This is a genomic window from Serratia liquefaciens ATCC 27592 (assembly GCF_000422085.1).
In the GTDB taxonomy this organism is placed as follows: Bacteria; Pseudomonadota; Gammaproteobacteria; order Enterobacterales; family Enterobacteriaceae; genus Serratia; species Serratia liquefaciens.
Map to the genome: position 1 here is coordinate 678,785 of NC_021741.1, position 19,041 is coordinate 697,825.

Here is a 19,041-nt window from a genome sequence, read left to right on the forward strand (position 1 = left end):
GAAAACGGTCGTGAAGGGGTAACTCAGGTATGTTCCGTGGAGCAACGATGGTTAACCTCGACAGCAAAGGGCGGCTTGCCGTACCCACCCGATATCGGGATTTGCTGAACGAGCAATCGCAAGGCCAAATGGTTTGCACCATTGACCTCCACCAGCCCTGCCTGCTGCTCTACCCACTGCCCGAATGGGAAGTTATTGAACAAAAGTTATCCCGTCTGTCGAGTATGAATCCCGCCGAGCGTCGCGTTCAGCGCCTGCTGTTGGGTCATGCCAGTGAGTGTCAGATGGACAGCGCCGGCCGTTTGCTGTTAGCCACTACGCTACGTCAGCACGCCGGGCTTACCAAAGAAGTGATGCTGGTCGGGCAGTTCAACAAGTTTGAACTGTGGGATGAACAGACCTGGTATCAACAAGTCAAGGATGATATTGACGCAGAACAGTCGACTCAGGAACCGTTGTCTGAGCGGCTACAGGACTTGTCGCTATAAGCATGTTGGAAAACTATAAACACACTACCGTACTGTTGGATGAGGCGGTTAACGGCCTCAACATTCGCAGTAACGGCATCTATATCGACGGTACTTTTGGCCGCGGTGGCCATTCGCGTCTGATTCTGTCCCAGCTTGGGCCGGAAGGACGTTTGTTGGCAATTGACCGCGACCCACAGGCGATTGCAGCCGCCAAGTCTATTGATGACCCTCGTTTTAGCATCGTACACGGCCCATTTTCAGAGTTGTCGCACTATGTGCGGGAACGCGAATTAGTAGGGAAGATTGATGGCATCTTGCTCGATCTGGGGGTTTCTTCACCGCAGTTGGATGACGCGGAACGCGGTTTCTCCTTCATGCGGGACGGTCCACTGGACATGCGCATGGACTCCTCAAGCGGTCAGTCAGCCTCCGAGTGGCTGATGAAAGCGGAAGCAGACGACATCGCCTGGGTGCTGAAAACCTTCGGCGAAGAGCGTTTTGCCAAGCGTATCGCTCGCGCCATCGTAGAAAGAAATCTCGTCGAGCCGATGACCCGTACCAAAGAGCTGGCGGACTTGATCGCCAACGCCAGCCCGTTCCGGGATAAGCACAAGCACCCGGCAACCCGCAGCTTCCAGGCGATCCGTATCTACATCAACAGCGAATTGGAAGAGATCGAACGTGCGCTGGACGGCGCGCTGGAAGTGCTGGCCCCGCAGGGCCGTCTGTCGATCATCAGTTTCCACTCGCTGGAAGACCGCATTGTTAAACGCTTCATGCGTCACCATAGCCGCGGCGCTCAGGTGCCGGCTGGTATCCCGCTGACGGAAGAGCAACTGCGCAGTATGGGCGGACGCACGCTGAAAGCGCTGGGCAAGATGATGCCTGGGGATGCTGAGGTGGCGGAAAACCCACGTGCACGTAGCTCAGTGCTGCGTATTGCCGAGAGGATGCCGGTGTGATTGGCAACGAACGCCACGGTCTGGTCGGCGTGATTGGCGGCGATTTGCTGCGTAACGCCAAGATCCCACTGATTTTGCTGATTGCTTCGTTGGTGTCTGCGGTTTTCGTCGTGACCACCGCGCACCGCACCCGCTTGCTGACTGCCGAGCGCGAGCAGTTGGTTCTTGAGAGAGACGCCCTGGACATTGAGTGGCGCAACCTGATTCTTGAAGAGAATGCCCTTGGGGATCACAGTCGGGTAGAACGCATCGCAACGGAAAAACTGCAGATGCAACATGTTGATCCATCTCAGGAAAATATCATCGTTAAACAATGAATGGTTTAACTGAAATCATTACACGGAGTAGAAAGGGAACGCATGAAAGCAGCACGCCCCGGTAAGTTGAAACGCCAGGAAGATCAGGCCAGCTTTGTAAGCTGGCGTTTTGCGTTGCTGTGCGGCTGTATTTTGCTGGCGTTGGTAGGGCTGATGCTGCGGGTGGCTTATCTGCAGGTGATTAACCCGGACCGCTTGGTAAAAGAAGGCGACATGCGTTCACTGCGCGTGCAGGAAGTACCGACTGCGCGCGGCATGATCAGCGATCGTTCAGGTCGGCCGCTGGCGGTAAGTGTGCCGGTGAATGCAATCTGGGCGGACCCGAAAGAGCTGAATGAACGTGGTGGTATCACGCTGGATAGCCGCTGGAAAGCGTTATCCGATGCGCTGAATGTTCCGCTGGATCAGCTTTCTACCCGCATCAACGCCAACCCTAAAGGGCGCTTTGTCTATCTGGCGCGCCAGGTGAATCCGGCGATCGGCGACTACATTCGCAAGTTGAAACTGCCGGGGATTTACCTGCGTCAGGAATCCCGTCGCTACTATCCTTCCGGCCAGGTGACTTCGCACATCATAGGCGTGACCAACATTGACGGTCAGGGGATTGAAGGCGTCGAGAAGAGCTTTGACCGCTGGCTGACCGGGCAACCGGGCGAGAGAACCGTGCGTAAAGACCGCTTTGGCCGGGTCATCGAGGATATTTCTTCGGTGGACAGTCAGGCGGCGCATAACCTGGTGCTGAGCGTCGATGAGCGCCTGCAGGCATTGGTTTACCGCGAACTCAACAACGCTGTGGCCTTCAACAAGGCTGAATCCGGTACTGCGGTGCTGGTGGACGTGAATACCGGCGAAGTGTTGGCGATGGCCAACAGCCCGTCTTACAACCCGAACAATATGGCCGGTACGCCGAAAGAAACCATGCGTAACCGTGCCATCACCGATATTTTTGAGCCTGGTTCCACCGTAAAACCTATGGTGGTCATGACGGCATTGCAGCACGGCATTGTGAAAGAAAACAGCGTGCTGAATACCGTCCCTTACCGTATCAACGGCAAGGAAATCAGGGACGTTGCGCGTTACGCGGAACTCTCCCTGACCGGGATCTTGCAGAAGTCGAGTAACGTCGGCGTTTCACGGCTGGCGTTATCGATGCCGTCCTCAGCGTTAGTAGATACTTACTCTCGTTTTGGATTGGGAAAAGCGACCAATTTGGGGCTGGTCGGAGAAAGCAGTGGCATATACCCAAAAAAACAACGGTGGTCTGACATAGAGAGGGCCACCTTCTCTTTCGGCTATGGGCTAATGGTAACCCCGTTACAGTTAGCGCGAGTCTACGCAACGATCGGCAGTCTGGGCGTTTATCGCCCGCTGTCGATTACCAAAGTTGACCCACCGGTTGCCGGTGAGCGCGTCTTCCCCGAACCTGTGGTGCGCACCGTTGTGCACATGATGGAAAGCGTTGCCTTACCGGGCGGCGGTGGGGTGAAGGCGGCCATCAAGGGCTACCGCATAGCCATCAAAACCGGTACCGCCAAAAAAGTGGGCCCGGACGGCAAATACGTCAACAGATACATCGCTTATACCGCCGGCGTGGCGCCGGCCAGTAATCCTCGTTTTGCTCTGGTGGTGGTAATCAACGACCCGCAGGGTGGGAAATACTACGGTGGTGCGATCTCCGCGCCGGTGTTTGGCGCCATCATGGGCGGCGTATTGCGCACCATGAACGTTGAACCGGACGCGTTGCCTACCGTTGAGAAAAGCGATTTTGTAACTAACAGAAAAGAGGGTTCAGGTGGCAGATCGTAATTTGCGCGATTTACTCGCTCCGTGGGTGCCAACGGCTCCCGGGCGCGCGCTGCGGGAAATGACATTAGACAGCCGTATTGCGGCTGCCGGGGATCTGTTTGTCGCCGTTGTCGGCCATCAAACGGATGGACGCCGCTATATTCCGCAGGCCATCGCGCAGGGCGTTGCCGCTGTGATTGCCGAAGCTGAAGGCCAGGCCGAAGACGGCGCTATCACCCAAATGCACGGCGTGCCGGTGATTTACCTGAGCCAGCTCAACCAGCGCCTTTCCGCACTGGCCGGGCGTTTTTACCATGAACCTGCGGAACGTCTGCGTCTGGTCGGCGTTACGGGTACCAACGGCAAAACCACCACGACTCAGCTGCTGGCGCAGTGGGGCCAACTGCTGGGTGAAACCAGCGCCGTAATGGGCACCGTCGGCAATGGTTTGCTGGGCCAGGTTTGCCCAACAGAGAATACCACCGGCTCTGCGGTAGATGTTCAACACGTATTAAACGAGCTGGTCGATCGCGGCGCCACCTTCGCTGCGATGGAAGTTTCCTCCCACGGCCTGGTGCAAAACCGCGTGGCGGCGCTGCCGTTTGCCGCTGCGGTGTTTACCAACCTGAGCCGCGATCATCTGGACTACCACGGTGATATGGCCAATTACGAAGCGGCCAAGTGGTCGCTGTTCGCCAGTCACGAAGTGGGCCAGGCGATTATCAATGCCGATGACGAAGTCGGTCAGCGCTGGCTGAGCCAATTGCCGGATGCGGTTGCTGTCACCATGCAGGACAACCTGCAGCCTGGCTGTCACGGTCGCTGGCTGAAAACCACCGCGGTTAACTATCACGATAACGGCGCCACTATTCGCTTCAGCTCAAGCTGGGGCGATGGTGAGATTGAAAGCCGCCTGATGGGGGCGTTTAACGTCAGTAACTTGCTGTTGGCGTTGGCGACCCTGCTGTCGTTGGGGTATCCACTGGATGAACTGGTGGCCACCGGTAATCAACTGCAACCCGTGTGTGGCCGCATGGAAGTTTTCAACGCGCCGGGTAAACCGACGGTGGTGGTCGATTACGCCCACACCCCGGATGCGCTTGAAAAAGCTTTGGAAGCCGCGCGCCTACACTGCCAGGGGCAGTTATGGTGCGTGTTTGGCTGCGGCGGCGATCGCGACAAGGGCAAGCGTCCACTGATGGGCGGCATCGCCGAACAGTTCGCCGATCGCGTCGTTGTTACCGACGATAACCCTCGTACCGAAGAACCGCAGGCGATCATCGCCGATATCCTGACTGGCTTGCTGGATGCCGGACGCGCTCTGGTGATCCACGGTCGTGCGGAAGCCGTAACCAGCGCCATCATGCAGGCGAAAGAACAAGACGTGGTGCTGGTGGCCGGTAAGGGCCACGAGGATTACCAACTGGTGGGGAATCGCCGTCTGGATTACTCCGATCGCACCACCGTCGCGCGTTTGTTGGGGGTAGTAGCATGATCCCTGTCTCCCTTCAGGCACTGGCCGACGTATTGAGCGCTGAACTGATCGGCGCCGATTGCCAAATCGTTGAGGTGACGACAGATACCCGTCAGGTAACCGCTGGTTGCCTGTTTGTGGCATTGAAAGGTGAGCGTTTCGACGCTCACGATTTTGCTGTTGATGCAGTAGCCGCAGGCGCCGGGGCGCTGCTGGTAAGTAAGCGCTTATTGGTGGATGTTCCGCAACTGGTGGTGAAAGACACCCGTCTGGCGTTAGGCCAACTTGCTGCCTGGGTACGCAAGCAGGTACCGGCCCGAGTCGTGGCGTTAACCGGCTCATCGGGCAAGACTTCGGTGAAAGAAATGGCCGCCGCTATCCTGCGTGAGTGCGGCGAAGTGCTTTATACCGCCGGCAATTTCAATAATGACATCGGCGTGCCTTTGACGCTGCTGCGTTTGCAGCCGCAGCACGACTTTGCGGTGATTGAGCTGGGCGCTAACCACATTGGCGAAATCGCTTATACCACCGCATTAACTTGTCCGCAGACCGCCCTGGTAAATAATCTGGCGGCCGCTCACCTGGAAGGCTTTGGTTCTTTGGCCGGTGTTGCCCAGGCGAAGGGCGAAATTTTTACCGGCTTGCCGGCTGACGGCGTGGCGATCATCAACGCCGACAACAACGATTGGCCGCATTGGCAGAGCATGCTGGAGGGGAAAACCGTTTGGCGATTCTCTCCGCAGGCGGCAGAAGGCGTCGATTTCTTCGCCAGCGATGTACAAGTCAACGGTGAAGGCACACAGTTTACGCTGAACAGCCCGTTCGGCACTGCGCCTATCGCGCTGCCCCTTCCGGGGCGTCATAACGTCGCCAATGCGTTGGCGGCAACGGCACTGGCAATGTCGGCCGGTGCATCGCTCGAGGCCGTGCGTCAGGGGCTCAAACAACTGCAGGCGGTGCCGGGACGTTTGTTCCCGATTGCCCTGTCTGCCGGCAAGCTGCTGTTGGATGACAGCTACAACGCCAACGTTGGCTCAATGACGGCCGCTGCGCAGGTACTGGCGGAAATGCCGGGTTACCGCGTGATGGTGGTGGGCGACATGGCAGAGCTGGGGGCGGAAGCTGAAGAGTGTCACCGTCAGGTGGGCGAAGCGGCTCGGCTGGCGGGAGTCGATAAGGTACTGGGCGTGGGGCCATTGAGCCAAACGCTGATTGCCGCCTCCGGTAACGGCGAACATTTTCAGGATAAGGCAGCGGTGACCGCGCGCGTGGCGGAGTTACTGTCGGAACATGCGGTAATTACCGTGTTAATCAAGGGTTCACGTAGTGCCGCAATGGAGCAGGTAGTACGCGCGTTACAGGAGAAAGCACCATGTTAGTTTGGCTGGCCGAGCATTTGGTCAAATATTATTCCGGCTTCAACGTCTTTTCCTACCTGACGTTCCGAGCCATTGTCAGCCTGCTGACCGCGCTGTTCCTTTCCTTGTGGATGGGGCCGCGGGTGATCAAACGCCTGCAGGAGATGTCCTTCGGCCAGGTGGTGCGTAACGACGGTCCAGAGTCGCATTTCAGCAAACGCGGCACGCCGACCATGGGCGGCATCATGATCCTGACCTCCATCACCGTTTCGGTGCTGATGTGGGCCTATCCGTCCAACCCTTATGTTTGGTGCGTACTGTTCGTGCTAGTGGGTTACGGCATCGTCGGTTTCGTTGACGACTACCGCAAGGTGGTGCGCAAAGACACCAAAGGGCTGATCGCCCGCTGGAAATACTTCTGGCAGTCGGTGATTGCGCTGGTGGTTGCTTTCGCCATGTATGCCGTAGGTAAAGACACGCCAGCCACCGAGCTGGTTGTGCCGTTCTTTAAGGACATCATGCCTCAGCTTGGCCTGTTGTACGTGCTGCTGGCTTACTTTGTCATCGTGGGGACCAGCAACGCGGTCAACCTGACCGACGGGCTGGACGGCCTGGCGATTATGCCGACGGTGTTCGTGGCCGCCGGTTTTGCACTGGTAGCCTGGGCGACCGGTAACATGAACTTCGCCAACTACCTGCACATTCCATATTTGCGTCACGCCGGTGAACTGGTGATCGTCTGTACCGCCATTGTCGGCGCCGGCCTGGGCTTTTTGTGGTTCAACACCTATCCGGCCCAGGTCTTCATGGGCGACGTGGGTTCGTTGGCGCTGGGCGGCGCGTTGGGCACCATTGCGGTGCTGCTGCGCCAAGAGTTTTTACTGTTGATTATGGGCGGCGTGTTCGTGGTTGAAACGCTGTCGGTGATTTTGCAGGTGGGGTCGTTCAAGCTGCGCGGGCAACGTATTTTCCGCATGGCGCCGATTCACCACCACTATGAATTGAAAGGCTGGCCGGAACCACGCGTGATCGTGCGCTTCTGGATTATTTCGCTGATGCTGGTGCTGATTGGCCTGGCGACGCTGAAGGTGCGGTAACTATGGCGGATTATCAGGGTAAGAAAGTGGTCATCATCGGGCTGGGCCTCACCGGCCTGTCCTGTGTTGATTTCTTTATGGCGCGCGGCGTAACGCCACGCGTTATGGATACCCGCATGTCACCTCCAGGGCTGGACAAGCTGCCTGAAAGCGTTGAGCGTCACCTGGGTGATTTGAATCAGGATTGGCTGTTGGCGGCGGATTTGATCGTCGCGAGTCCGGGCATGGCATTGGCGACCCCGGCATTGATCGCTGCTGCAGAGGCGGGCGTAGAGATTGTCGGCGATATCGAGTTGTTCTGCCGTGAAGCCCAGGCACCGATCGTGGCGATTACCGGTTCCAACGGTAAAAGCACCGTCACCACCCTGGTGGGTGAAATGGCAAAAGCCGCAGGTTGGGCAGTGGGCGTCGGTGGCAATATCGGCCTGCCTGCGTTGAGCCTGCTGCGTCAGGAATGCCAATTGTACGTGCTGGAGCTGTCGAGCTTCCAACTGGAAACCACTTACAGCCTGCACGCGGCTGCGGCGACCATTTTGAACGTCACCGAAGATCATATGGATCGCTATCCGTTTGGGCTGCAGCAATACCGTGCCGCCAAGCTGAAGGTCTATGAAAATGCCAGCCTGTGCGTGGTCAATGCCGACGACGCATTGACGATGCCGATTCGCGGGGCGGATCAGCGTTGCATCAGCTTTGGCGCCGATGTGGGCGACTATCACCTGAACCGCCAACTGGGCGAGACCTGGTTGCGCGTGCGCGGCGAGAAAATCCTGAACACCCGCGAAATGAAGCTGACTGGCCGCCATAACTACACCAATGCGTTGGCGGCGCTGGCACTGGCCGATGCGGTGAACATCCCGCGCGCTTCCAGCCTGAAAGCGTTGACCACCTATACCGGTTTGGCGCACCGCTTCCAATTGGCCTGGGAACATAACGGCGTTCGCTGGATTAACGATTCTAAAGCCACCAACGTTGGCAGTACCGAAGCGGCGTTGAATGGTCTGCAGGTGGACGGCACCTTGCATCTGCTGTTGGGTGGCGACGGCAAATCGGCCGATTTCTCCCCGCTGGCGCGCTATCTGCAAGGCGATAACGTTCGCCTTTACTGCTTCGGCCGTGATGGCGAACAGTTGGCTCAGCTACGGCCGGAGGTCGCTACGCTGACCGAGACTATGGAACAGGCTATGCAGACGATAGCCGGCCGGGTGCAACCTGGCGATATGGTGTTGCTGTCACCCGCCTGTGCCAGCCTGGATCAGTTCCGCAATTTTGAAGTACGCGGCGACGAGTTTACTCGTTTGGCACAGGAGCTTGGCGGATGAGACTGCGCTTGCCGAACTTCGGGCTGACAGAGCTCTTTAAAAACTGGGTGGCGGGATCGCGAGATAACGATTCGGTCAATATGGTGCTGTACGACCGTACCCTGCTGTGGCTGACCTTTGGGTTGGCCATTATCGGTTTTGTGATGGTGACTTCGGCTTCGATGCCGATCGGTCAGCGCCTGGCGGACGATCCGTTCTTGTTTGCCAAGCGTGATGCGTTGTACCTCGGGCTGGCGTTCGGTCTGTCGATGGTAACCTTGCGCATTCCGATGGAAGTCTGGCAGCGCTATAGCAACATCATGCTGCTGTTGTCGATTGTGATGCTGTTGATCGTATTGGTGGTCGGCAGCTCGGTAAACGGGGCATCGCGCTGGATCTCGCTGGGGCCGCTGCGTATTCAGCCGGCAGAGCTGTCCAAGCTGTCGCTGTTCTGTTACCTGGCGAGTTATCTGGTGCGCAAAGTAGAAGAGGTGCGCAGCAACTTCTGGGGCTTCTGCAAGCCGATGGGCGTCATGGTGGTGTTGGCCGTGCTGCTGCTGGCTCAGCCGGACCTCGGTACCGTGGTGGTGCTGTTTATCACCACGCTGGCAATGCTGTTCCTGGCCGGCGCGAAAATGTGGCAATTCCTGGCGATTATCGGATCCGGAGCCTTCGCGGTAGTGCTGTTGATCATCGCCGAACCTTACCGTATGCGCCGTGTGACTTCGTTCTGGAATCCGTGGGCCGATCCGTTCGGCAGTGGCTACCAGCTGACCCAGTCGCTGATGGCCTTTGGCCGTGGTGAGTTCTGGGGACAAGGGCTGGGTAATTCGGTGCAGAAACTCGAGTATTTGCCGGAAGCGCACACCGACTTTATCTTCTCGATTTTAGGCGAAGAGCTGGGCTATATCGGTGTGGTTTTTGCATTGTTAATGGTATTCTGCGTCGCTTTTCGTGCTATGTCGATTGGCCGCCGTGCGCTGGAGATTGATCAGCGCTTTTCTGGCTTCTTGGCCTGCTCAATTGGCGTGTGGTTTAGCTTCCAGGCGCTGGTCAACGTCGGTGCCGCTGCCGGAATGCTTCCCACTAAAGGCTTAACGTTACCGCTGATAAGCTATGGCGGTTCGAGCCTGTTGATTATGTCGACGGCGATCGTGCTGTTGCTGCGTATTGATTATGAAACGCGTCTGGCTAAAGCCCAGGCGTTTGTGAAGAGGTAAGGGATGAGCGGGAAACCTAAGCGTTTAATGGTGATGGCGGGCGGTACCGGCGGACACGTGTTCCCGGGACTGGCAGTCGCACATCATCTGATGGCGCAGGGCTGGCAGGTGCGCTGGCTTGGAACCGCAGACCGAATGGAAGCCGATCTGGTGCCAAAGCACGGGATCGAGATTGATTTCATCCGTATTTCCGGCTTGCGCGGCAAAGGGCTGAAGGCCCAGCTGAGCGCGCCGCTGCGTATCTGGCAAGCCGTACGTCAGGCGAAGGCGATTATGCGCAGCTACCAACCGGACGTGGTGCTGGGAATGGGGGGTTACGTTTCTGGTCCTGGCGGTTTGGCCGCATGGCTGTGCGGCATCCCGGTGGTGCTGCATGAACAAAACGGTATTGCCGGGCTGACCAACCGTTGGTTGGCGCGCATTGCCAAGAAGGTCCTGCAGGCCTTCCCTGGCGCGTTCCCCAATGCGGACGTGGTGGGCAACCCGGTACGCACTGACGTATTGGCGCTGCCGCTGCCGGCAGAGCGATTGACGGGGCGGGAAGGGCCCATTCGCGTACTGGTGATTGGCGGCAGTCAGGGTGCCCGGGTGCTGAATCAGACAGTTCCTGAAGTCGCGGCGAGATTGGGCGATAGAATTACGCTCTGGCATCAGGTAGGCAAAGGTGCGCTGGAAAATGTGTTGCGCGACTACGAGAGGGTAGGGCAGACGCAACACAAAGTGACCGAGTTTATTGATGACATGGCGGCGGCGTACGCTTGGGCTGATGTCGTGGTGTGCCGCTCCGGCGCGCTAACGGTCAGCGAGATCGCCGCTGCGGGCCTTCCTGCGATCTTCGTGCCTTTCATGCACAAAGACCGCCAACAGTATTGGAATGCCCGCCCGCTGGAAGAAGCCGGTGCGGCGAAGATTATCGAGCAACCGCAGTTTAACGCCGATGTGGTGGCGGAGCTGCTGGCTGGCTGGGATCGTCTTACGCTGCTGGTCATGGCCGAAAAGGCCCGTGCCGTGGCCATTCCGGATGCTACCGAACGCGTAGCTGCGGAGCTGGTGCGCGTCGCCAAATAATATGCAGGGGTCCGGTTCACCGGGCCTGAATTAAAGAATGTCATGTAGGGGCCCGGCATGCCGGACCTGGATTAGAGAGAGTGATGAATACACAACAACTGGCGAAACTACGTACTATCGTGCCCGAGATGCGACGCGTCCGGCACATTCACTTTGTCGGCATCGGTGGCGCCGGCATGGGTGGTATCGCCGAAGTGTTGGCCAATGAAGGTTATCAAATCAGCGGTTCCGACCTGGCACCGAATCCGGTAACCCAGCAGCTGAGCGCGCTCGGGGCGACGATTTACTTCCATCACCGCCCGGAGAACGTACTGGATGCCAGCGTAGTCGTGGTTTCTACCGCGATTTCTGCCGACAACCCGGAAATTGTCGCCGCCCGCGAAGCGCGTATTCCGGTAATCCGCCGCGCAGAGATGTTGGCCGAACTGATGCGTTTTCGTCACGGCATCGCCGTTGCCGGTACGCATGGCAAGACCACGACCACGGCAATGGTGTCGAGCATTTATGCCGAAGCCGGTCTGGACCCGACCTTTGTTAACGGCGGGCTGGTGAAAGCGGCAGGAACTCATGCGCGTTTGGGCTCCAGCCGTTACCTGATTGCGGAAGCGGATGAGAGCGATGCTTCTTTCTTGCATCTGCAACCGATGGTGGCGATTGTCACCAATATCGAAGCCGACCATATGGAGACCTACCAGGGCGACTTCGAAAACCTGAAGCAGACGTTTATTAACTTTTTGCACAACCTGCCGTTCTACGGCCGTGCGGTGATGTGTATTGACGATCCGGTGGTGCGTGAATTGCTGCCACGCGTGGGTCGCCATATCACCACTTACGGTTTCAGCGATGATGCCGACGTTCGCATCGAGAGCTACCGTCAGGTTGGAGCCCAGGGCCACTTCACCCTGAGCCGCCAGGACAAGCCGCTGATGACGGTGACGCTGAATGCGCCGGGTCGTCACAACGCGTTGAACGCGGCGGCGGCAGTGGCGGTGGCAACGGAAGAGGGCATTGACGACGCAGATATCCTGCGTGCGTTGGCCAGCTTCCAGGGAACCGGTCGCCGCTTTGACTTCCTCGGCGAATTCCCGCTGGAGCCGGTAAATGGCAAAAGCGGCAGTGCGATGCTGGTGGACGACTATGGCCACCACCCGACCGAGGTCGACGCGACGCTGAAGGCCGCACGTGCAGGCTGGCCGGACAAGCGCCTGGTGATGATTTTCCAGCCGCACCGTTACACGCGTACTCGCGATTTGTACGACGACTTTGCCAACGTGCTGTCGCAGGTGGACGTGCTGCTGATGCTGGACGTTTACTCTGCCGGTGAAACGGCAATTCCGGGGGCGGACAGCCGCTCGCTGTGCCGTACCATCCGCAGCCGCGGCAAGCTGGATCCGATTCTGGTTTCTGATGCGGATACCGTGCCGGAAACCCTGGCAGGGTTGCTGCAAGCGGACGATTTAGTGCTGGTGCAGGGCGCCGGCAACGTGGGGAAAGTCGCACGCAAACTGGCTGAGCTGAAGCTGCAGCCACAGAAAAAAGAGGAGGAACATCATGGCCGATAAAGTTGCCGTACTGCTGGGTGGCACCTCCGCTGAACGTGAAGTGTCATTGCAATCCGGTGCCGCCGTGCTGGCCGGGCTGCGTGAAGCCGGTATCGACGCTCACGGCATCGATATCCGTGATTTCCCGGTCACCCAGTTGAAAGAACATGGGTTTACCAAAGTATTTATCGCGCTGCATGGCCGAGGCGGTGAAGACGGCACCCTGCAAGGCATGCTGGAGTTCCTCGAACTGCCTTATACCGGCAGTGGCGTGATGGCTTCGGCACTGACCATGGACAAGTGGCGCACCAAAATGGTGTGGCAGTCGATGGGCCTGCCGGTGGCGCCTTATGTTGCGCTGAACCGTCAGCAATATGCCGGTGCAGAAAAAGAGGCGCTGATCGCGCGCGTAGAGGCCTTGGGCCTGCCGCTGATCGTCAAGCCAAGCCGTGAAGGCTCCAGCGTTGGTATGAGCAAAGTTACTGAGCGTGGCCAACTGGAGGCGGCTCTGGAAGAAGGTTTCCGTCATGACGACGACGTGCTGGTCGAGAAGTGGCTGAGCGGTCCGGAATACACGGTAGCGATGCTGGGTGATCGGGTATTGCCTTCCATCCGCATTCAACCGGCCGGGGTGTTTTACGATTACCAGGCCAAGTACATCTCGGACGATACCCAGTATTTCTGTCCGAGCGGCCTGGGTGCGGAACAGGAAGCCGAAATGGCGTCTCTGGCGTTACGCGCCTATCGTGGGCTGGACTGCAGCGGCTGGGGCCGTGTTGATGTGATGCAGGATAGCGATGGCAGCTTCTATCTGCTTGAGGTGAATACCTCGCCGGGCATGACCAGTCATAGCCTGGTGCCGATGGCAGCGCGCCAGTCTGGTTTAAGCTTCTCGCAGCTGGTAGCGAGAATTTTGGAATTGGCCGACTGATATGTCGCAAGCTGCCCTGAATGCGCGTGAACGCGAGGTGGACAACAACCCGCGACGCAGCAATGGAACCCAATTGGCGGGAATGATTTTCCTGCTGATGGTGTTGGGAACGGTCCTGTGGAGTGGGTGGGCGGTGATTGGCTGGATGAAAGACGCCAGCCGCCTGCCGCTGTCACGACTGGTAGTGACCGGTGAACGTCACTACACCACCAATGACGATATTCGTCAGGCTATCCTGGCGCTGGGATCGCCGGGGACGTTCATGACGCAGGATGTGGATATCATCCAGCAGCAGATTGAACGCCTGCCGTGGATCAAGCAGGCCAGCGTGCGCAAGCAGTGGCCGGATGAGCTGAAGATCCACCTGGTGGAATATGTCCCGGTGGCGCGCTGGAATGATTTGCACATGGTAGATGCCGAAGGCAAATCCTTCAGCGTGCCTGCAGAACGAATTGGCAAACAGAAGTTGCCGTTGCTGTATGGTCCGGAAGGGAGCGAACAGGATGTTCTTGAAGGTTACCGGACCATGAGCAGCATGTTAGCGGCCAGCAAATATACGCTGAAAATGGCGGCCATGAGCGCCCGCCATTCCTGGCAGCTGGCTTTGGATAATGATGTTCGGCTGGAGCTGGGACGCGACGATCGCACCGGACGCCTGCAGCGCTTTATCGAGCTTTACCCGGTATTGCAGCAGCAGGGGCAGGCAGAAAGCAAGCGAGTCAGTTATGTCGACTTACGCTACGAGGCCGGTGCATCGGTAGGTTGGGCCCCCGTGTTTATCGACCCGCAGGCTGCAGGCGATCGGCAGAACAGTAATCAGCAACAGAATCAGGCACAGGCAAAACAACAATGATCAAGTCGACGGACAGAAAACTGGTAGTTGGACTGGAGATCGGTACTGCAAAAGTCTCCGCATTGGTAGGGGAAGTTCTGCCCGATGGCATGGTCAACATTATCGGGGTGGGCAGTTGCCCGTCTCGCGGTATGGATAAGGGTGGCGTTAACGACCTGGAGTCGGTAGTGAAGTGCGTACAGCGCGCTATCGATCAGGCCGAACTGATGGCGGATTGTCAGATTTCTTCGGTTTACCTCGCATTATCGGGTAAACACATCAGCTGCCAGAACGAAATAGGGATGGTTCCTATTTCCGAAGAGGAAGTGACACAGGAAGATGTGGAGAACGTGGTGCATACCGCTAAATCGGTACGCGTCCGTGATGAACACCGCATCCTGCACGTCATCCCTCAGGAATACGCCATCGATTATCAGGAAGGCATCAAAAACCCGGTTGGGTTGTCCGGCGTGCGTATGCAAGCCAAGGTGCACCTGATCACCTGCCATAACGATATGGCTAAGAACATCGTTAAGGCAGTAGAACGTTGTGGTCTGAAAGTTGACCAACTTATTTTCGCCGGTCTGGCCGCCAGCTATGCGGTACTGACCGAAGATGAGCGCGAACTCGGCGTTTGTGTGGTGGATATCGGCGGCGGCACCATGGATATGGCGGTGTACACCGGCGGTGCGCTGCGCCACACCAAAGTGATCCCTTACGCCGGGAACGTGGTCACCAGCGATATCGCTTACGCCTTCGGCACGCCGCCGACAGACGCGGAAGCGATCAAAGTTCGACACGGCTGTGCGCTTGGGTCGATTGTTAGCAAGGATGAAAGTGTAGAGGTGCCAAGCGTTGGAGGACGTCCTCCTCGGAGTCTGCAAAGACAGACACTGGCTGAAGTGATTGAGCCACGCTACACCGAACTGTTGAATCTGGTTAACGATGAAATTTTGCAATTGCAGGAGCAACTGCGTCAGCAAGGGGTGAAGCATCATCTGGCAGCGGGTATTGTGCTGACCGGTGGCGCCGCCCAGATTGATGGCCTGGCAGCCTGTGCGCAACGGGTGTTCCACACCCAGGTACGCATCGGCCAACCCTTGAACATCACGGGTCTGACGGATTATGCGCAGGAGCCTTACTACTCTACGGCGGTAGGTCTGCTGCACTATGGAAAAGAGTCTCACCTGAGCGGTGAGGCAGAAGTAGAAAAACGCGCCTCGGTGGGCAATTGGTTTAAACGTATCAATAGCTGGCTGAGAAAAGAGTTTTAATGTTTCAACAAAGAGATCATGCTGAGTAATCTTTTTATGATCTCGCAGCGACAGGCACAAAACGGAGAGAAACTATGTTTGAACCAATGGAACTAACCAATGACGCGGTGATTAAAGTCATCGGCGTCGGCGGTGGCGGTGGCAACGCCGTTGAACACATGGTGCGCGAGCGCATCGAAGGTGTTGAATTCTTTGCCGTGAATACAGACGCTCAGGCGCTTCGTAAAACGGCAGTTGGCCAAACCATCCAGATCGGTAGCGGTATTACCAAAGGTCTGGGGGCAGGCGCGAACCCTGAAGTGGGTCGCAATTCAGCGGAAGAAGACCGTGAAGCCCTGCGCGCCGCACTGGATGGTGCAGACATGGTCTTCATTGCAGCCGGCATGGGCGGCGGTACCGGTACCGGTGCAGCGCCAGTCGTCGCTGAAGTTGCTAAAGACCTGGGTATTCTGACAGTGGCCGTGGTGACCAAGCCTTTCAATTTTGAAGGCAAGAAACGCATGGCGTTCGCTGAGCAGGGTATCGCAGAATTGTCCAAACATGTGGACTCACTGATCACTATCCCGAACGACAAGCTGTTGAAAGTTCTGGGTCGCGGTATTTCTCTGTTGGACGCGTTTGGTGCGGCTAACGACGTGCTGAAAGGCGCGGTACAGGGTATTGCCGAACTGATCACCCGTCCGGGCCTGATGAACGTCGACTTCGCCGACGTGCGCACCGTAATGTCCGAAATGGGCTACGCGATGATGGGTTCCGGCGTTGCCTGTGGTGAAGACCGTGCTGAAGAAGCTGCGGAAATGGCGATCTCCAGCCCACTGCTGGAAGATATCGACCTGTCCGGCGCTCGCGGCGTGCTGGTCAACATCACCGCCGGCTTCGACCTGCGCTTGGATGAGTTCGAAACCGTGGGTAACACCATTCGTGCTTTCGCTTCCGACAACGCGACCGTGGTAATTGGTACGTCGCTGGATCCGGAAATGAACGACGAACTGCGCGTAACCGTGGTTGCGACCGGTATCGGCATGGACAAACGTCCGGAAATCACTCTGGTCACCAATAAACAGGCCAGCCAGCCAGTGATGGATCATCGCTACCAGCAGCACGGCATGTCGCCGCTGCCGCAGGAAGTGAAACCTGCCGCCAAGGTGGTTAACGATCCGACTGCGCAGCCTAATAAAGAGCCCGACTATCTTGATATTCCAGCCTTCCTGCGCAAGCAGGCAGACTAAGAATATCCTGAGAATTTGGAATCTCCGCTCTTTGTGCTAAACTGTCCCGCCAGCCATGCTGTATGCTTGGCTGGTAGGATTGATAACATTGCGAGATAAAACGATGATCAAACAAAGGACATTAAAACGTATTGTTCAGGCGACTGGTGTCGGTTTACATACCGGCAAGAAAGTCACGCTGACAATGCGACCCGCGGCGGCTAATACCGGGGTCATCTATCGTCGCACTGACTTGAATCCACCGGTTGATTTTCCGGCTGATGCAAAATCCGTGCGTGATACCATGCTCTGTACCTGCCTGGTCAATGAGCATGACGTGCGTATTTCTACCGTTGAGCATCTTAATGCCGCGCTGGCTGGGTTGGGCATCGACAACATCGTTATTGAAGTTGACGCTGCTGAAATCCCTATCATGGACGGCAGTGCCAGTCCGTTCGTCTTCCTGTTGCTGGATGCCGGCATTGAAGAACTGAACTCTGCGAAGAAATTCCTGCGTCTGAAAGACACCGTGCGTGTTGAAGATGGCGACAAGTGGGCCGAGCTGTCCCCGCATAACGGGTTCCGCCTGGACTTCACCATCGACTTCAACCACCCGGCGATCGACGCCAGTACGCAACGCTACCGCCTTGATTTCTCTGCCGACTCGTTCGTGCGTCAAATCAGCCGTGCGCGTACTTTCGGCTTCATGCGTGATATCGAATATTTACAGTCCCGTGGCCTGGCCCTGGGCGGCAGCTTTGACTGCGCTATCGTGGTAGATGATTACCGCGTGCTGAACGAAGACGGTCTGCGCTTCGAAGACGAATTCGTGCGTCACAAAATGCTGGACGCCATCGGCGACCTGTTCATGTGCGGCCATAATATCATTGGCGCGTTTACCGCGTACAAGTCTGGTCATGCGCTGAACAACAAGCTGCTTCAAGCAGTTCTGGCGAAACAGGAAGCGTGGGAATACGTCACCTTCCAGGACGAAGCCGAAATGCCACTGGCATTCAAAGCTCCGTCAACCGTATTGGCATAAGTCGATACCGCTGATTACTTATCACGACTGGTAGCGTTGGCACTCTCTCCGGCCAACGACGCCAGTCGTTCTAATATCTTGCGCAGTTTTTCCGGGCTCCGGCTCGCCAATACCCTTAATTCCCCAGCACTTTCCTGACTCAGATGACGCATAGGCACGCTTGACTGCGTATTTCCTGCCGTTTTTGCGGCGTCCTGCACAAGGTTGTTCCCTTTTGCCATCAAGGCCGGATTAATCCTGATGTCGATCGACGACAATGATGGTAGAATTTGCGCTCGTAGTGCTGATAATAAAGCCGGTTGTTCGTAACGTAGACGCATCATCCAGCTGGCATTTGCCGTTTCTAGCACTAAAATACCCTGTCGGAAGTTTGCGACGCGGCACCAAGGATGCAGTTGAACGGGCAACAGGCCTTTCACTGCACGGTTAAGCTTAAGCAACGCGACCGCGCGTTGTTGGACGTTATGCAGTGGCCCTTTGTCTTCTGCAGACGCGTCGTCGAACAGGGAATCTAATAATTGTGGACGGCTATCGCGCATAATGGGCTCCGGCGGATTATAAACTCGTGATCGGTATTCTAAATCGTTGGCGACAATTTGGCAGACGTTATTTCTGGCCCCATCTCCTTTTAGGGATGGTTGCGGCCACGCTTGGCGTACCTACCAATCTGACCGGCAACCCCGATCAAGCGGCTCTGCCGAGCACCTCGTCCAGCCTGAACCGGCAAAACTCTGCCAGTGGCGCCTTCAATAGCCTGGCGTTACTGCAGGAGGCGCATCGTCGTCCGACCTTTAGCGTCGACTACTGGCACCAGCATGCGCTTCGTACCGTCATTCGTCACCTCTCTTTTGCGCTTGCGCCGCAGGCCGTTTACGCGCGGGTGCAGGAAAGCGAAGCGGAAGTGACCGAACCCCCATTGCAGGTGGCGCAACTGGCGCTGCTTTCTACCCTTAATGCGCTGCTGACGCACGAGCCGAAGCCGCCGACCATCATTCGCACCACTCATCACGCCGTGCTACCCGCTGTTGCGCAGCATCAGGCCGGGTTGTGGCTTGCGCAAGTGCAGGGCATTCGCGCCGGACCTGTAGCCTTAAGCTGATTTCTTGCCCCTCGGGCGACAAAAAAACCTAAAAAATAACATCAAGTTGACTGCCTGTGTTG

18 protein-coding genes are annotated in these 19,041 nt (G+C 57.2%); 17 read left to right on the top strand and 1 reads right to left on the bottom strand.

Annotated elements, in window-relative coordinates:
* Positions 1-29 precede the first annotated feature (29 nt).
* The 16 genes from mraZ (at position 30) to lpxC (ending at position 17,880) form a co-directional block, all read left to right on the top strand.
* The gene (gene mraZ, locus M495_RS03090; RefSeq protein ID WP_041414198.1) at positions 30-488 is read left to right on the top strand and encodes a division/cell wall cluster transcriptional repressor MraZ; all 459 of its coding nucleotides are present in this window, start codon (positions 30-32) and stop codon (positions 486-488) included.
* Between the two features lie 2 nt (positions 489-490).
* Complete coding sequence (rsmH, locus tag M495_RS03095) at positions 491-1,432, top strand: 16S rRNA (cytosine(1402)-N(4))-methyltransferase RsmH (protein WP_020825204.1); 942 nt, start codon at positions 491-493, stop codon at positions 1,430-1,432.
* Positions 1,429-1,749, top strand: coding sequence for a cell division protein FtsL (ftsL, locus tag M495_RS03100; RefSeq protein WP_012005204.1), 321 nt, complete (start codon positions 1,429-1,431; stop codon positions 1,747-1,749). The genes rsmH and ftsL overlap by 4 nt, the downstream gene beginning before the upstream one ends.
* Before the next feature lie 42 nt (positions 1,750-1,791).
* Positions 1,792-3,555: a peptidoglycan glycosyltransferase FtsI gene (locus M495_RS03105; RefSeq protein ID WP_020825205.1), complete on the top strand. Its 1,764-nt coding sequence runs from the start codon at positions 1,792-1,794 to the stop codon at positions 3,553-3,555.
* A complete protein-coding gene (gene murE / locus M495_RS03110) occupies positions 3,542-5,029 on the top strand; it encodes a UDP-N-acetylmuramoyl-L-alanyl-D-glutamate--2,6-diaminopimelate ligase (RefSeq protein WP_020825206.1) in 1,488 nt (495 codons plus the stop codon). Before M495_RS03105 ends, murE begins: the two co-directional genes overlap by 14 nt.
* Positions 5,026-6,387: a UDP-N-acetylmuramoyl-tripeptide--D-alanyl-D-alanine ligase gene (murF, locus tag M495_RS03115; RefSeq protein ID WP_020825207.1), complete on the top strand. Its 1,362-nt coding sequence runs from the start codon at positions 5,026-5,028 to the stop codon at positions 6,385-6,387. The genes murE and murF overlap by 4 nt, the downstream gene beginning before the upstream one ends.
* Positions 6,381-7,463, top strand: coding sequence for a phospho-N-acetylmuramoyl-pentapeptide-transferase (gene mraY, locus M495_RS03120; protein WP_012005208.1), 1,083 nt, complete (start codon positions 6,381-6,383; stop codon positions 7,461-7,463). Before murF ends, mraY begins: the two co-directional genes overlap by 7 nt.
* A 2-nt stretch (positions 7,464-7,465) precedes the next feature.
* The gene (murD, locus tag M495_RS03125) at positions 7,466-8,785 is read left to right on the top strand and encodes a UDP-N-acetylmuramoyl-L-alanine--D-glutamate ligase (protein ID WP_020825208.1); all 1,320 of its coding nucleotides are present in this window, start codon (positions 7,466-7,468) and stop codon (positions 8,783-8,785) included.
* A gap of 2 nt (positions 8,786-8,787) precedes the next feature.
* Positions 8,788-9,984, top strand: a complete 1,197-nt coding sequence (gene ftsW / locus M495_RS03130) for a cell division protein FtsW (RefSeq protein ID WP_122080578.1) — start codon at positions 8,788-8,790, stop codon at positions 9,982-9,984.
* 3 nt (positions 9,985-9,987) lie between these two features.
* Positions 9,988-11,052 (top strand): undecaprenyldiphospho-muramoylpentapeptide beta-N-acetylglucosaminyltransferase, encoded by a 1,065-nt coding sequence (murG, locus tag M495_RS03135; protein ID WP_020825210.1) that lies wholly within the window; start codon positions 9,988-9,990, stop codon positions 11,050-11,052.
* Between the two features lie 83 nt (positions 11,053-11,135).
* Positions 11,136-12,614 carry a UDP-N-acetylmuramate--L-alanine ligase gene (murC, locus tag M495_RS03140; protein WP_020825211.1) on the top strand — a complete coding sequence of 493 codons (1,479 nt, stop codon included), beginning with the start codon at positions 11,136-11,138 and terminating at the stop codon, positions 12,612-12,614.
* Positions 12,604-13,524, top strand: coding sequence for a D-alanine--D-alanine ligase (locus tag M495_RS03145; RefSeq protein WP_020825212.1), 921 nt, complete (start codon positions 12,604-12,606; stop codon positions 13,522-13,524). Before murC ends, M495_RS03145 begins: the two co-directional genes overlap by 11 nt.
* A 1-nt stretch (position 13,525) precedes the next feature.
* Positions 13,526-14,377 (top strand): cell division protein FtsQ, encoded by an 852-nt coding sequence (gene ftsQ / locus M495_RS03150; protein WP_020825213.1) that lies wholly within the window; start codon positions 13,526-13,528, stop codon positions 14,375-14,377.
* The gene (gene ftsA / locus M495_RS03155) at positions 14,374-15,630 is read left to right on the top strand and encodes a cell division protein FtsA (protein ID WP_004950148.1); all 1,257 of its coding nucleotides are present in this window, start codon (positions 14,374-14,376) and stop codon (positions 15,628-15,630) included. The genes ftsQ and ftsA overlap by 4 nt, the downstream gene beginning before the upstream one ends.
* Positions 15,631-15,704: 74 nt before the next feature.
* On the top strand, positions 15,705-16,859 hold the full coding sequence (gene ftsZ / locus M495_RS03160) for a cell division protein FtsZ (RefSeq protein WP_004950150.1): 1,155 nt from the start codon (positions 15,705-15,707) through the stop codon (positions 16,857-16,859).
* 103 nt (positions 16,860-16,962) lie between these two features.
* On the top strand, positions 16,963-17,880 hold the full coding sequence (gene lpxC / locus M495_RS03165) for a UDP-3-O-acyl-N-acetylglucosamine deacetylase (protein WP_037426060.1): 918 nt from the start codon (positions 16,963-16,965) through the stop codon (positions 17,878-17,880).
* 14 nt (positions 17,881-17,894) lie between these two features.
* Here the strand turns inward: lpxC and M495_RS03170 are convergent, their stop codons facing one another.
* Positions 17,895-18,419 (bottom strand): DUF721 domain-containing protein, encoded by a 525-nt coding sequence (locus M495_RS03170; RefSeq protein ID WP_020825215.1) that lies wholly within the window; start codon positions 18,417-18,419, stop codon positions 17,895-17,897.
* A gap of 26 nt (positions 18,420-18,445) precedes the next feature.
* Here M495_RS03170 and secM point away from each other — a divergent pair, with 26 nt between their 5' ends.
* Complete coding sequence (secM, locus tag M495_RS03175; RefSeq protein ID WP_041414203.1) at positions 18,446-18,979, top strand: secA translation cis-regulator SecM; 534 nt, start codon at positions 18,446-18,448, stop codon at positions 18,977-18,979.
* Positions 18,980-19,041: the final 62 nt, after the last annotated feature.

Excerpts from the sequence above, each read along its gene's own strand:
- mraZ (WP_041414198.1), top strand. The coding sequence starts at position 30 with ATGTTCCGTGGAGCAACGATGGTTAACCTCGACAGCAAAGGGCGGCTT.
- rsmH (WP_020825204.1), top strand. The coding sequence starts at position 491 with ATGTTGGAAAACTATAAACACACTACCGTACTGTTGGATGAGGCGGTT.
- M495_RS03105 (WP_020825205.1), top strand. The coding sequence starts at position 1,792 with ATGAAAGCAGCACGCCCCGGTAAGTTGAAACGCCAGGAAGATCAGGCC.
- murF (WP_020825207.1), top strand. The coding sequence starts at position 5,026 with ATGATCCCTGTCTCCCTTCAGGCACTGGCCGACGTATTGAGCGCTGAA.
- mraY (WP_012005208.1), top strand. The coding sequence starts at position 6,381 with ATGTTAGTTTGGCTGGCCGAGCATTTGGTCAAATATTATTCCGGCTTC.
- murD (WP_020825208.1), top strand. The coding sequence starts at position 7,466 with ATGGCGGATTATCAGGGTAAGAAAGTGGTCATCATCGGGCTGGGCCTC.
- murG (WP_020825210.1), top strand. The coding sequence starts at position 9,988 with ATGAGCGGGAAACCTAAGCGTTTAATGGTGATGGCGGGCGGTACCGGC.
- murC (WP_020825211.1), top strand. The coding sequence starts at position 11,136 with ATGAATACACAACAACTGGCGAAACTACGTACTATCGTGCCCGAGATG.
- M495_RS03145 (WP_020825212.1), top strand. The coding sequence starts at position 12,604 with ATGGCCGATAAAGTTGCCGTACTGCTGGGTGGCACCTCCGCTGAACGT.
- ftsQ (WP_020825213.1), top strand. The coding sequence starts at position 13,526 with ATGTCGCAAGCTGCCCTGAATGCGCGTGAACGCGAGGTGGACAACAAC.
- ftsA (WP_004950148.1), top strand. The coding sequence starts at position 14,374 with ATGATCAAGTCGACGGACAGAAAACTGGTAGTTGGACTGGAGATCGGT.
- ftsZ (WP_004950150.1), top strand. The coding sequence starts at position 15,705 with ATGTTTGAACCAATGGAACTAACCAATGACGCGGTGATTAAAGTCATC.
- lpxC (WP_037426060.1), top strand. The coding sequence starts at position 16,963 with ATGATCAAACAAAGGACATTAAAACGTATTGTTCAGGCGACTGGTGTC.
- M495_RS03170 (WP_020825215.1), bottom strand. The coding sequence starts at position 18,419 with ATGCGCGATAGCCGTCCACAATTATTAGATTCCCTGTTCGACGACGCG.